This is a genomic window from Streptomyces sp. PT12 (genome assembly GCF_003311645.1).
Classification (GTDB): Bacteria; Actinomycetota; Actinomycetes; order Streptomycetales; family Streptomycetaceae; genus Streptomyces.
In genome coordinates, this window is record NZ_QEST01000079.1 from 314,489 (window position 1) to 327,822 (window position 13,334).

The 13,334-nt window shown below is 73.7% G+C and carries 9 protein-coding genes; 5 read left to right on the forward strand and 4 right to left on the reverse strand.

The annotated features are described in order from the left end of the window. The first annotated feature begins 54 nt into the window (after positions 1-54). A complete protein-coding gene (locus tag DEH69_RS07825) occupies positions 55-1,065 on the forward strand; it encodes an MBL fold metallo-hydrolase (RefSeq protein WP_258534516.1) in 1,011 nt (336 codons plus the stop codon). A gap of 130 nt (positions 1,066-1,195) precedes the next feature. Here the strand turns inward: DEH69_RS07825 and DEH69_RS07830 are convergent, their stop codons facing one another. Together DEH69_RS07830 and DEH69_RS07835 are read right to left on the reverse strand one after the other, a co-directional pair. After that, positions 1,196-1,861 (reverse strand): DedA family protein, encoded by a 666-nt coding sequence (locus DEH69_RS07830; protein WP_258534517.1) that lies wholly within the window; start codon positions 1,859-1,861, stop codon positions 1,196-1,198. Beyond that, complete coding sequence (locus DEH69_RS07835) at positions 1,858-2,634, reverse strand: MBL fold metallo-hydrolase (protein ID WP_113686171.1); 777 nt, start codon at positions 2,632-2,634, stop codon at positions 1,858-1,860. The genes DEH69_RS07830 and DEH69_RS07835 overlap by 4 nt, the downstream gene beginning before the upstream one ends. A gap of 95 nt (positions 2,635-2,729) precedes the next feature. Between DEH69_RS07835 and DEH69_RS07840 the strand changes: the two genes are divergently transcribed. The 4 genes from DEH69_RS07840 to DEH69_RS07855 all read left to right on the forward strand — a co-directional run bounded on the left by DEH69_RS07840 (position 2,730) and on the right by DEH69_RS07855 (position 8,773). Next, positions 2,730-4,796, forward strand: coding sequence for a phage holin family protein (locus tag DEH69_RS07840; protein WP_258534518.1), 2,067 nt, complete (start codon positions 2,730-2,732; stop codon positions 4,794-4,796). 249 nt (positions 4,797-5,045) lie between these two features. Beyond that, on the forward strand, positions 5,046-6,599 hold the full coding sequence (locus DEH69_RS07845) for a PQQ-dependent sugar dehydrogenase (RefSeq protein ID WP_113686140.1): 1,554 nt from the start codon (positions 5,046-5,048) through the stop codon (positions 6,597-6,599). A gap of 436 nt (positions 6,600-7,035) precedes the next feature. Then, on the forward strand, positions 7,036-7,341 hold the full coding sequence (locus DEH69_RS07850) for a 4a-hydroxytetrahydrobiopterin dehydratase (RefSeq protein WP_113686141.1): 306 nt from the start codon (positions 7,036-7,038) through the stop codon (positions 7,339-7,341). A gap of 382 nt (positions 7,342-7,723) precedes the next feature. After that, positions 7,724-8,773 carry a bile acid:sodium symporter family protein gene (locus tag DEH69_RS07855; protein WP_113686142.1) on the forward strand — a complete coding sequence of 350 codons (1,050 nt, stop codon included), beginning with the start codon at positions 7,724-7,726 and terminating at the stop codon, positions 8,771-8,773. Here DEH69_RS07855 and fdhD read toward each other — a convergent pair. Both fdhD and DEH69_RS07865 read right to left on the reverse strand, forming a co-directional pair. Then, a complete protein-coding gene (gene fdhD, locus DEH69_RS07860; RefSeq protein ID WP_113686143.1) occupies positions 8,716-9,588 on the reverse strand; it encodes a formate dehydrogenase accessory sulfurtransferase FdhD in 873 nt (290 codons plus the stop codon). The two genes, DEH69_RS07855 and fdhD, sit on opposite strands and share 58 nt — an antisense overlap. Positions 9,589-9,713: 125 nt before the next feature. Further along, a complete protein-coding gene (locus DEH69_RS07865) occupies positions 9,714-12,854 on the reverse strand; it encodes a glycosyl hydrolase 115 family protein (RefSeq protein WP_113686144.1) in 3,141 nt (1,046 codons plus the stop codon). Positions 12,855-13,334: the final 480 nt, after the last annotated feature.

The window sequence follows — 13,334 nt, forward strand, 5'->3', positions numbered from 1 at the left end:
AACGCGCCACGCCGCCGGATGGCCGTCCCGGCGCCGCGTGTTGCGCTTGATGGGATGACGCACGACCTCGCCGCCCCGCGCCCGCTGTTCGAGCGGCGCTCGTGGCCGCGCAGCTTCGCCGACCGGCTGACCACGCCGCTGCCCGGTCTGCGCACCCTGGCCGTCGCCGCCCGCAGGGGCGATCTGCGCCCCTCGGCCGCCGAGCTGCGCGAGACGGCGGGCCTGCCGTTCGCCCCGGCGCCGCTGCCCGCCGCTGGCCCCGGCGCGGTCGCGGTCACCTGGGCGGGGCACGCCAGCTGGGTGGTGCGGATCGGGGGCCTGACCGTGCTGACCGACCCCGTGTGGTCGCGCAGGATCTTCGGCACCCCGCCACGCCTCACGCCCGTCGGCGTCCGCTGGGGCGATCTGCCGCCCGTGGACGCGGTGGTGATCTCGCACAACCACTACGACCACCTCGACGCCCCCACCCTGCGCCGACTGCCGCGCGCCACCCCGCTGTTCGTCCCCGCGGGCCTCGGCGGCTGGTGCAGGCGGCGCGGGTTCGGCCGGGTCACCGAGCTCGACTGGTGGGAGGCGGCCGAGCTGCCAGGGCCCGGAGGGCCGGTGCGGTTCGACTTCGTGCCCGCGCACCACTGGTCGAAGCGGACCCTCGCCGACACATGCCGCTCGCTGTGGGGCGGCTGGGTGCTGACCGACGCCGCGGGGTGGCGGCTCTACTTCGCGGGGGACACCGGATACGGGCACTTCTTCGCGGAGATCGGCGCCCGGCACCCCGGCATCGACCTGGCGTTCATGCCCATCGGCGCCTACGACCCGCCGTGGCTCCAGCAGCCCGTGCACACCGATCCCGAGGAGGCGGTGCGGGCGTGCGTCGAGGTGGGCGCGGCACGCATGGCGCCCATGCACTGGGCGACGTTCCTGCTGTCGGGCGAGCCACCCGCGGAGCCGTTGCACAGGGCGCGCGCGGCGTGGGCGGCGACGGGCCGCCCGAGGGCGGACCTGTGGGACCTGCCGATCGGTGGCTCGCGGGTGATGCGTTCGGTGAGGGCGGCGGCCGAGTCTTGACGCCCTCCCGTTCGGTGAACGGTCCCGTACACCCGCGGGCCGACGGGACCCTCCGTGGCCGCCGCCCCGGCAAAGCCCCAGAGAAGCCTCGGAAAGGCCCCGGAGAAGCCCCAGAGAAGCCCCAGAGAAGCTAGCGCGCCGCCGCCCGTCGCCGCGCGCGAACGCTGCGGATCCTGCGCCACAGCCTCGGCGTTGCCGCGACCAGCAGCGTCAGCCCCACCGCGGCCAGCACGCCCTGCCACGGGTGCGGGAACAGCGCGCCCCCCAGCGTGCCGATCAGCCCGTAGGTCGTGGTCCAGGCGAGCACCGCGGGGATGTTCCCGCGGAAGTAGTCGCGCGTCGGCATCGGCGCGAGCAGGCAGGCCAGCATCGCGGGCAGCCGCCCCGCGGGCAGCAGCCGCGACACCGTGAGCACCGTCGTGCCGTGCCGCTCCAGGTTGGCCTCCGCCCGCGCGAGCCGGTCGGGGTCCACCTGCCGCCGTATCCTGTCCAGCCAGCGCGAGCCGCTGCGCGACCGCGTGCCGCGCCGCCCCAGCCAGAACAACAGCGCGTCCCCCGCGTACGCGGCCGACGCCGCCACCGCGAACACCGCGCCCGACGCGGCCGCCGCCTGGTCCTGGTGGAATGCCACCGCCGCCGACGAACTCACCAGCGCCCCGGTCGGGATGACCGGCAGCAGCGCCCCGAGCAGCACGAGCGCGAACAGCGTCGGATAGCCGATCGCGTGCTGCGTGGACTCCGGCGTGAGCGCCCCTGACGCCGCCAGCGCGCAGTCCGCGCGGGCCGCCGCCGTCACCCCGTCACCGCCAGCCGCACGCTCTGCCCGTGCTCGAGCCGGTGCACCCGCACCCCCGGCGCCACGCGCGCCGCGCACCGCACGAACTCGTCGCCGGGCGCGTGGAACTCGTGCGGCCGCACCGCCGACATCCCCACCGGCCAGTAGGTGCCGAAGTGCACGGGAACGGCGCTGTGCGGCCCCAGCCTGACCAGCGCCTCCGCGGCGCGCTCGGCGTTCAGATGGCCATGGCCAAGGCGCGGCCCCCAGCCGCCGACCGGCAGCAGCGCGGTGTCCACCGGGCCCGTTTCGCTGGCCATCGCGTCATAGAGGTCGGTGTCGCCCGCGTAGTACGTCCGCGCCTCGCCCTCCACCACATAGCCGAGCGCGGGCACCCGGCGCGGGCCCAGCGGCAGCCGCCGCCCGTCGTGCGCCGCGGGCACGGAACGCACCGTTACGCGCCCCACCTCGACCGACTCACCGGCCAGCATCTCGTGCACGTCGAGCCGCGCCGCCACGCGTCGCAGCCCGGGGACCGCGCGCAGCGCGCCGCGCGGCAGGACCAGGAGCGTCCCCGGCGCGAGCCGCGCGAGCGACCGCAGATGCAGGTGGTCGGCGTGCAGGTGCGACACGAGAACGGCGTCGGGCCGCCAGGTCGCGGGAGGCGGCAACGCGCCGCGCCGCCGCCGCAGATGGGCGCACCGCCGGGTGAACAGCGGATCGGTCAGCACCGTGGTGCCGGAGTCCAGCACACTCGTGGTGGCATGCCCCCACCAGGTGATCTCCACCGGCACCAGGAGCTCCTTTCGGCCCATCGCGGGCTTTCCCCCCAGGATGCCAGGCGCGCGTCAGGAAGAATTGCGAGCCGAGGAAGGGCAGGTCGATACCGGTGACCGGTTGGCGGAGCGCGGGGCGGACGCTGCTGCGCCTGCTCGCCGTGTGGGCGGTCGGCACCCTCACGATGGCGGTGCTCGCCATCGCCCTGCCGGACTTCCGCATCCAGGCGCCCGGCGGCGAGAGCCTGACGCGCTCGGCGCTCGCCGCCGCTCTGGGCGCGGGCGCGTTCGGCCTGCTCAGCGCGTTGGTCTGGCCCTGGCTCGTGCGTGCCCTGCTGCTCGTCCCCGCCTTCGCGCTCGGCTCGCTCGTCTTCCTGCTCAACGGTTCGCTGCTGTGGGTCGCGCTCAGCGCCGTGCCCGAGGGGCACAGCGAGGTGGGCCCGGCGACGGCGGTCGTCGTGGCGTCCGTGATGTCCGTCACGGCCTCGGCCACCAGCACGTTCCTCGCCGTCAGGGACCCTCGCGCGCAGGCGAGGCGCCTGCGCCGGATGGCGGGCTTGCGCGTCACGCGCCGGGCGCCCGCGCCCCCGGCGCACACCCCGGGGATCGTCTTCCTCCAGCTCGACGGCATCGGCCACGACGTGCTGTGCGCCGCGATCGAGGGCGACGACCCTGCCATGCCCACGCTGGCCGCGATGTGCGGGTCCACCCACCGGCTCACGCCCTGGCGCACCGACTGGTCGAGCCAGACGGGCGCGGCGCAGCTCGCCCTGCTGCACGGCACCAACGAGGACGTGCCCGCGTTCCGCTGGTACGAGAAGGAGACCGGCGAGGTCATCGTCAGCAACCGCCCTTCCAGCGCCGCCGAGTTGCAACGCCGCGCCGTCGCCCGCGCCGGGGACCCCGGGCTGCTGGCCGAGGACGGCGCGTCGCGCGGCAACCTGTTCACGGGCGGCGCCGAGCAGGTCGCGCTCGTCCTGTCGATCGCCGCGCGCCGGGGGCGCGGGCGGCACTCGCGCGCCGGGTACTTCGCCTACTTCTCCGACCCCGCCCGCGCGGCCCGCACCGCCGCGTCGTTCACCGCGGAGCTCTTCCGCGAGATCGGCCAGTCCACGCGCGCCCGGCTGCGCGGCGACCGGCCGCGCGTCTCGCGCGGCGGGCTGTACCCGTTCATCCGCGCGTTCGCCACCGTGGTGCAGCGCGACGTCGTCACCGCCGTCGTCGTCGGCGACATCCTCACGGGCCGCACCCATGTCTTCGCCGACCTGGTCGCCTACGACGAGGTGGCCCACCACTCGGGGCCGCGCGGGCGCGACACCCGGCAGGTCCTCGCCCGCCTCGACCGCTGCGTCGAGCTGATCAGGCAGGCCACCGTGTACGCGCCCCGCCCTTACCACCTGGTGCTGCTCTCCGACCACGGGCAGAGCCAGGGCGAGACGTTCGAGTCGGCGTTCGGCCACTCCCTTGAGGAGGTTGTGCGCGCCGGCGCGGGGCGGCCCGTGCGCCGTACCAGGCGCCGGCGCGAGAGCGGCGCGGAGGCGCGCGAGGTGGCGCGCGCCGCGCTGCACCGCCCCGAAGTGCCACGCGAGCCGCCGCCGCGCCCTCCGGGCGAGCCGGGGCGCCGCACCGCGCCCATCGTCCTGGCCTCGGGCAATCTGGGCCTGATCTCGTTCCCCGACCTGCCGGGCCGCGCGGGGCGCGGCGACATCGAACGCCGCTATCCCGACCTGCTACCCACGCTGGCCGACCACCCCGGCATCGGCTTCGTGCTGGTCCGCGACGAGCGGCACGGGCCCGTCGTGCTCGGCGCCGAAGGGGCCGAACACCGGCTCGCCACCGGGGAGATCAAAGGGCGCGACCCGCTGGCGCCGTTCGGCCCCGGCGCCGCGCGGGCCGTGCGGCGGGTGGCGGCGTACCCCCACGCCGCCGACCTCATGGTCAACTCGACGGTGGACCCCGAGACCGGCGCCGTGCACGCCTTCGAGGACCAGATCGGCTGCCACGGCGGACTCGGCGGGCCGCAGAGCCGCGCGTTCCTGCTGTCACCGCGCGCGCTGTCCGCGCCGCCGTTCGAGCCCATGGGCGCCGAGGCCGTGCACCGGATACTGCGCCGCTGGCAGCGCGAGGCGGCGGCCCAGCCCGTCCACCCCGCCGACGCCCCGGCCCGCACCGGCTCCTGAACGCGGGCGGGCGCCGGGCCCCGGGCTCCGCGCCGCCCGGCCATGGGAGCGGTCCCATTCCCGTGGGTGCCGCACCCTGGTGTGGCAGAAGGGAAGCGGATACGGTCCCGAATGGCACATCCGCGCGCGGAACTCCACTGCGCCGGACCGGACTTGAACGCTCTGGGACGTCGAGCGAACAAACCCGGTCGGGTTCCGCGGCCGCGCGTGCCGTTCGTTCCCAGGAAGTCCCCTCCCCCTGGAGCCGACATGCCCAGAAGACGCCGGGCAGCCCCCGTGCTGTCCGCAGTGATCCTCGCCCTGCTCGCCCCCCTCACCGCCGTCACCTCGGCGTCCGCGGCCCCCGCGGCCCCCGCGGCCCCCGCCCCCCGGGCCGCCGACGCGGGCGCCGCCGACGTTCCCCTCGAGGAGCTGACCACCACGACCACCCAGGTCGCCTCGGGCCTCTACCGCCCCACGGCGATCGCCGCGCCCGACGACGGGTCGGGCCGCCTGTTCATCACCGAGAAGGACGGCGTGGTCCGCGTCTACCACCCGGACACCGGGCTCGCGGCCGACCCGCTCGTCGACCTGACCGGCACCGTCGACGAGTCGGGCAACGAGCGCGGCCTCCTCGGCATCGCCGTCGCGCCGGACTTCGCGCAAACCCAGGACCTCTACCTCGCCTACACCGCGCTGCCCGACGGCGCGGTCACGCTGGGCAGGTACGGCCTCGACGACGGCACCCTCGAGCCGCTGCTGGCGCAGGAGCACGCCGAGTTCAGCAACCACAACGGCGGCCAGCTCGTCTTCGGCACCGACGGCCACCTCTATCTGAGCATCGGCGACGGCGGCGGCTCGGGCGACCCGTTCGACAGCGGGCAGCGCCTCGACACGCTGCTCGGCAAGATCATCCGCATCGACGTCGGCGCCGCCTGCGGCGACCTGCCCTACTGCGTCCCGGAGGACAACCCCTTCGTCGGCGTCGCGGGCGCGCGCGAGGAGATCTGGATGTCGGGGGGCCGCAACCCCTGGCGCTGGTCCATCGACCCGGAGACGGGCGACGCGTGGATCGCGGACGTCGGCCAGGGCCGCTGGGAGGAGATCAACCACCTCACCCCCGGCGAGCAGCCAGGCGCCAATCTCGGCTGGTCGTGCTACGAGGGCCTCGAGGTCTTCGACGAGGCCCAGTGCGACCCGTCGGCCGAGTACACCGAGCCGGTCTTCACCTACTCGCCGCAGACCGGCGGCTGCGCGGTCATCGGCGGACACGTCTACCGCGGGCAGCAGTTCGCCGACCTCGTCGGCGGCACGTACATCGCCACCGACTACTGCTCCTCCACGGTGTGGGCGCTGCGCGAGGACGGCGCAGGGGGCTATCTCCAGGCGGAGATCGGGGAGACGCCCACCCAGGTGACGGCGTTCGGGACCACGCCCGAGGGCGAGTTCTACGTCGTCAACGACCTGCCTGGCGGCCTGCACCGCGTCGGGTTCGAGCGGGTCCAGCCCGCGTGCGCGGTCGAGGTCACCCGCGAGGTGTGGGGCGACGGCATGACCGTCGACCTCACCGTCACCGCCACGGGCGACGAGCCGGTCGACGGCTGGGAGCTGGTCTTCCCGCTGGCCATCGGGCAGCGAGTCGTGTCGGACTGGAACACCGACCTCTTCCAGGGCGGCGACCTCGTCCGCGCCAGGAACTCCGCGCACAACGCCACCATCCCGCCCGGCGGCAGCGTGACGCTTGGCTTCCTCGCCACCCACACGGGTGACACCGCGCCCCCCGCGCGCTATACCCTCAACGGCGCCGCCTGCACCATCGGCTGACGCCCCGGGACGGAGGGCCCCTGGCGGCAACGAGGCCGCCAGGGGCCCTCTCGCGTCAACGGCGCGGCGGCGCGGCGGCGGCGCGGCAACGGCCCGCGGGCCCCGGCCGCCTCGGTCATGTGCGCGGCGCGGCGAGCCCGGCCGACCAGGCGAACGCACGGGCGTCGCCCCGCTTCGGCGCGCTGGCGTGTCAAGGCCACAGCGCGTGCGGTGGTGACGAGGTGACGGGGGCGGCGTTCCCTGCCGAGGCACGCGAGGGCGGTGGGTGTGACGCGGCGCCGCCGCGCCGAGGCGGTCGTCCGCGGTGGAGACGGCGGCGGGGCCGCGTCCGCTGCGCGCGGCGCCGGATCCGTCCTCTCGTCGCCACGGTGGACGCCTGGGCCCGCGCCTACGCTGGAAGGCGCACCCGTGTGACCGCACCGTGAGAGGAACGACCATGGCACCGCGCCCGCTGTCCGAGTCCGAGATCGCCGACGCACTGGAATCGCTGCCGGGCTGGACCTTCGAGGACGACCGGCTGATTCGCGGCTACGGCTTCGCCGCCCACCTCCCCGCCGTGGCGTTCCTGGTCCATGTGGCCACGGTTCAGGAGGAGTTGGAGCATCACGCCGATCTGGCCCTCACCTACAACCGGCTCGGCGTCGCCGTGAACACCCACAGCGTCGGCGGCAAGGTCACCGAGCTCGACGTCACCCTCGCCCGCCGCGTCGAGGCGCTGGCCCCCGCCCACGGCGCCCGCTGAGCCGCCGCCAGCACCTCAGCCGTCGGCGGCCCCCACCCGCAGGGTGACCGTGTGTGCCACCCCGTCGCGCCGTCGGGGACCACCGGGGTGTCCTCGGATGTCTGAGGCACCCCGGCCCGGCCCGTCGCGCGGACCCGGCTGCGGTGCCCGCCTGGGGGCGCCTCCCACCGTCACACCCGGGCCGCCAGGTGTCCACCGTGGCCCGACCGCGCGTCCGCGCGCCCCCGTTCGCCCCTCCACCTCTGATCCCCCATGGTCGGCGCACGCACCTTTCCCGTAATGGAAGAATGATCGGACGAAATGTTTCCGGATGGGGCGCCGGGGACGCCAGGACATCGCAGAGACGCCAAGGAGGGCCCCGGCCGTGCGCAGACTGATCCGGATGATCGATCCCTACATCGTGCTGCTGCTCGCCACGGTCGGGATCGCCGCGCTGCTCCCCGCATCGGGCGCGGCCGCCGACGTGGCGGACGGCGCGGCGACGGGCGGCATCGGGCTGCTGTTCTTCCTCTACGGCGCCCGCCTGTCCACCCGCGAGGCGCTCGACGGCATCCGCCACTGGCGGCTCCATCTGACCATCCTGGCCTTCACGTTCGCCGTCTTCCCGCTGCTCGGCCTCGCCGCCTACGGCCTGACCCCGTGGCTGGTGACGGACGAGCTGTACGACGGGCTGCTCTTCCTGTGCCTGGTGCCCTCGACCGTGCAGTCGTCGATCGCGTTCACGTCGATGGCGCGCGGCAACGTCGCTGGCGCGATCGCCGCGGGCTCGTTCTCCAGCGTGCTCGGCGTGCTGCTGACCCCGCTGCTCGCGGCGGCGTTGATCGGCGGCAGCGGCGGCTTCGCCGCCGACACGCTGCTCGCGACCGCGGGCCAGCTCCTCGCGCCGTTCGCGCTGGGGCAGCTGCTGCGCCGCTGGATCGGCGCGTGGGTGAAACGCCACAAGCGGGCGCTGTCCTTCGTCGACCGCGGCTCGATCCTGGTCGTGGTCTACGCGGCGTTCAGCGAGGGCGTGAACGCCGGGGTGTGGAACGAGGTCAGCTGGCCGCGGCTCGGCGCGCTGTTCGGCGTCGAGGCGCTGCTGCTCGTCGCGTTGCTGCTGCTGACCGGGCTGGTCGCGCGCAGGCTGCGCTTCGGCCGTGAGGACAGGGTCGTCGTCGTCCTCGCCGGGTCGCAGAAGTCGCTCGCGGCGGGGCTGCCCATGGCCAGCGTGATCTTCCAGGACCAGGCCGCGCTCGCGGTGCTGCCGCTCATGCTGTTCCACCAGCTCCAGCTGATCGTGTGCGCCTATCTCTCCCGCCGCTGGTCCCGCGCGCCCGCGACTCCCACCGCCGCGAGGGGCGCGGATGAGGGGCGCTCGGGTCAGGAGCGGGTGGATCAGGAGCGGGCGGTCGCGGCTGCCTCCGCGAGGACAAGCCGCTCGGCGCCCGCGTAGACGTTCATCGACGTGCCGCGCAGGAAGCCCACCAGCGTCAGGCCCGCGTCGGCGGCCAGGTCGACGGCGAGCGACGAGGGCGCGGAGACCGCGGCGAGCACGGGGATCCCGGCCATCACGGCCTTCTGCGCCAGCTCGAACGACGCGCGCCCCGACACCATCAGCACCGCGTCCGACAGCGGCAGGGCCCCGCGCGTCAGGGCCCGGCCCACGACCTTGTCCACGGCGTTGTGCCGCCCCACGTCCTCCCTGACGTCGAGCAGCGTGCCCTCGCCGTCGAAGAGCGCCGCCGCGTGCAGGCCCCCGGTGCGCTCGAACACCCGCTGCGCCGCCCGCAGTCGGTCGGGCAGCGCGGCCAGCACCGCGGGCGTGAGGCGCGGCCCTCCCGTGAGCGGCAGCGGCCAGCGCGCCGTGGTGCGCACGGCGTCCAGGCTGGCCTTGCCGCACACGCCGCACGACGACGTGGTGTAGACGTTGCGTTCGAGGCCGTCGAGCGACGGGGGCTCGACGCCGTCGGAGAGCCGGACGTCCACGACGTTGTACGTGTTGCTCACGCGCCCCTCGCCGTCCGCCGCGGTGGCGCCCGCGCAGTAGGCGATGCGGGCCACCTCGTCGGCCGACGCCAGCACGCCCTCGCTCACCAGGAAGCCCGCCGCCAGCGCGAAGTCGTCGCCCGGGGTGCGCATCGTGACGGCCAGGGGGCGGCCGTTCACGCGGATCTCCAGCGGCTCCTCGCCCACCAGCGTGTCCGCCCGCTCGCTGACCCGGCCGTCCCTGATCCGCACCATCGGGCGGCGCTCCGTGATTCGTCCCATAGCGCCATCATGCCCGCACATCGTGCGGGCATGACGGTCGCGGGCGTGGCCGGGTGTGATCGCTCGTGATCGGCCATGGTCGGGCGTGGTTGAGTGTGATTGAGCGTGGTCGGACCTGAGCGTGGTCAGCCGCGGGCGCGCAGGCTCTCCGGCGGGCCCAGATAGCTGTAGCGGAGGCCGCCCGTGTCGATGATCAACTTCTGCACGATCACGGTCGGGTCCACCATCCAGAACTTCAGCACGTGCCGCCCCGGCTCCGCGATCGTGTGCGTGGTGAACGTGACGGTGACGTTGTCGGACGTGTTGCGCTCCCACTGCTTGTTCATGGAGGTGTCGTCCGAGCCGGTGACCTCCGTGACGTTGACGGTCTGCGGCGCGGCGTCGTCGAACGAGACGGCGTAGGAAAGTCCGTCGGTCGGAAGGGTGTTGTTGCGCGGCGACAGGTGCGTGTGGAGGGTGACCTCGCCCGCCGTGAACAGTGTCACCTCGTACTCCAGGCGCGGCCCGCGTCCGCCCGGCGTGCTCCTGGCCGCGGTCACGGGGAACGGGGTGACGCCGTCGCCCGTGCGCCCGATGTCGGGGATGACCTGCCAGCTGACGCCCGAGGTGTTGACCGCGCGCCAGTAGTGCGCGGCCTCGATCGACACATAGCCGTTGGCCTCGATGAAGCCGGACAGGCGGCGGCGCGGGGTGCCGGGGTTGAAGAGGGGCGCGAGCACATCGACGCTGGTGCCGTCGGGCCCCGACACGGTGATCGGCACGGTGGTCTCGCCGCGCGGCGCGGCCGAGAAGTCCACCGTCACCTCGGCGCGCACCTGGGTGTCCACGGTGCCGGACGGGTGGGTCACGGTCACCCAGGGCTCGGCGGGCTCGATCGTGTACTCGAACGGCGCGGAGCCGCGGTTGAACACCTCGATGTACTGGGTGGGTTGGCTCTGGTAGGGGCTGAACTGCGGGAGAATCGCGGGCTCCTGGGCATACGGCCACCACGCCGATGAGCCGTCGATGGCCACGCCGAGCTCGGGCCCTTCGGCCAGCTCGATCCGCCGCACCGCGGGGAACACCTCGTCGGGCAGCGCCACATGGTCGGGCGTCTGCGGCTGCTGCCAGGGCGCGTCGGGCCCGTAGCGTTCCACGTCGCCGTAGCCGATCTTCGGCTGCGTCTGGAAGCCCTGCCACTTCCCGTCCGAGAGCGTGTTGTTGTAGTAGTCCGACATCGCCTGGTCGTCGGCGAACCGCGCGTCGGTCGCGTCGGCGAGCTCGTTGGTCAGCGCGCGCCCCTGCTCGGCGTAGTGGAGGCTGGCGAACTCGGCGTAGCGCAGGGCGTAGAGGTTGGCCGTGGCCTCCACCTGGTACTGCACCAGCTGGTAGTACGCCTCCGAGTAGGCCGGGTCGATGGCGTCGCCGATGCGCTGTGCCTCGGCGTCGAGGCGTTCCCACTCGGCGGTGACGCGTTCCATCTCGCGGTAGTCGGTGAGGCTGAACGGCGTGGCACGGTCGTCGTAGACCACCGCGGTCGGGTCGGTGGACAGGTCCTTGTCGGGGTCGAGGGTGATGCGGCGGTTGAGCAACTCGGGCTTGCGACGGGCCTGGAGGACGCCATAGGTGTGCAGGAGCTCGCCGATGGCCTCGGCGTGCTCGGGGCCGAAGTTCTCCTCGGCGTAGCGCCGTTCCCACTCGCCCAGCCGATCCAGGGTCCAACGCCCGGGATCCCAGGCGTAGTCGAGGAAGAACTGGAGCGGCATCTCCTCGGCCTTCATGTCGCCCACGTTGACCATCCACAGCCGGTCGATGCCGTACTGGTGACACAGGTGCAACTGCTCCCAGGTGGAGGCGAGGTTGATGGTGTCGACCCACTTGTAGTTGCGGCCGCCGCCGACGTAGTCGAAGTGGTAGTAGATGCCATAGCCGCCCGGGCGCTCGGGGAGGGAGAGGTCGGGGACCTTGCGCATGTTGCCCCAGTTGTCGTCGCAGAAGATGACGGTGACGTCCTCGGGCGGGCGCAGGCCCTGGTCCCAGTAGCGCTGGACCTCCTTGTAGAGCGTCTGCACCTGCGGGATCTCGGTGATGTCGCCCTCGAAGGTCTCCTCGATGATCTCGCGCTGGCTGGCGAGGATGGACTCCATCAGCTCGATGCCGTCGCCGTCCGGCAGGCTGACGTCGCCGTTGCCGCGCATGCCCAGGGTGATGACGCCCTCGAAGCCCTCATCGACCATGCGCCGCACGCCGTCGCGCCAATACGCCTCGATGGCCTCGGAGTTGCGGACGAAGCTCCACTCGCCCGTGCCGCCGTAGGGGTCCTCACCCGGGGTGACGATGGCGCCGTCCTCGTCGCGCACCGCGGCCGTCGCGTGCCGGTTCCACTCCTCGATGCCGCGCATCATCGGGGCCTCGTGCGAGGTGCCCATGACCACCCCGTAGGCGGTCGCCGTCGCGTGGTTGAGCGGGTCGTCCTCGGCGAACGCGCGGCCCCAGACGGCGGGCCACAGGTAGTTCGCCTTGAGCCGCAGCATGACCTCGAAGATCTTGGCCCAGAACTCGCTGGTGAACCCGTTGGGGAATCCGGGGGCGTGGCCAGGGCCGAAGAACGCGGGGGCCCAGGTGCCGAGCGCGGGGTTCTCGTCGTTGATGAAGAAGCCGCGATACTTCACCGCGGGGGTGCCCTGGGTGTGACGCCCGGGCAGCGCGTACAGCTCGGCGTGGCGCCGCGCGGGCACGTCGTCCCACCAGTGCCAGGGCGAGACGCCCATCTGCCGCGAGGTCTCGTAGATGCCGTAGATGGTGCCGCGCTGGTCGCTGCCCGCGATGACAAAGGCCCGACGGACGCCGGGCACGGGGTTGTCGACGACCTGCTCGCGCGTCGTCTCCCACCGGTCCGCGATCCCCTCGACGTCGAGCTTGCCCTCCCGGATCAGCCGGTCGATCAGCGGGCTTTCGCCGATGGTGCCGACGACCACGATCTCGTCGCCGCGGATCCGGCTCCAGTCGCCCTGCGACACCTGCGGGCGGACGCCGGTGACGCGTTCGACGTCCGCCGCCAGGTCGCCCGTGGCGCGGATGACGCCGGGGTGGTCGCGCGAACTCACCAGGATCGGCGCGGCCCTTCCGCCCTTGGCGAGGGTGAGGCTGCCCGGCCGCCATGAGGGCGAGACGAAGAGATCCCGTCTCTCCGCGGCGCGCGCTGATGTCGCGGCGATGGTGGGCGCGGCAGCGGACGCCGCGACGGTGAGGGGCAGGAGGCCGAGGAAGGCACGGCGGCTTGTCATGGGCTCACTCCGCACGGAAGAGGGGGGGCAGGACCGATAATTTCCGGGAGGGTTCCGGAAGAAGCTAAGGACAAGTCATGCGCGGGTCAATACTCTGTTACCCGGGGATTTCCAGGTCAGCAGGGGCCGCGAACGACATCCACGGGATGACCTGCTGAGGCCGTGCCACCGAAACTTTTCCGGTTGCGCGGCCACGCGCGGGACCCGTCCCGCGCCGCGCCGCTTACGGTCACGCCCGACGACGCCTCCCGGACTCGGCAGGCGGGCCCGGAAGAAGGCCGCAGAAGAAGGAGGGCATCCCCGTGAGAGGTACCCGCGTAACCCGCTTCGCCGGGAGAGGGCGAGGGCGGCTGCCATGGGCGGTCGCCGTCCTCACCGTGGCGACGGCGGCGCTGAGCGCCCCGGCGACCGCGCAGGCCGTGGAGGAGGAGCTGACCCCGGGCGCGGGCGCGGTCACCGCGAGCACCCATGACGGCAACG

What these genes read in the sequence shown, in the direction of transcription:
- DEH69_RS07825 (WP_258534516.1), top strand. Translation starts at nt 55, where the DNA reads ATGACGCACGACCTCGCCGCCCCGCGCCCGCTGTTCGAGCGGCGCTCG.
- DEH69_RS07845 (WP_113686140.1), top strand. Translation starts at nt 5,046, where the DNA reads ATGCCCAGAAGACGCCGGGCAGCCCCCGTGCTGTCCGCAGTGATCCTC.
- DEH69_RS07850 (WP_113686141.1), top strand. Translation starts at nt 7,036, where the DNA reads ATGGCACCGCGCCCGCTGTCCGAGTCCGAGATCGCCGACGCACTGGAA.
- DEH69_RS07855 (WP_113686142.1), top strand. Translation starts at nt 7,724, where the DNA reads ATGATCGATCCCTACATCGTGCTGCTGCTCGCCACGGTCGGGATCGCC.
- fdhD (WP_113686143.1), bottom strand. Translation starts at nt 9,588, where the DNA reads ATGGGACGAATCACGGAGCGCCGCCCGATGGTGCGGATCAGGGACGGC.
- DEH69_RS07865 (WP_113686144.1), bottom strand. Translation starts at nt 12,854, where the DNA reads ATGACAAGCCGCCGTGCCTTCCTCGGCCTCCTGCCCCTCACCGTCGCG.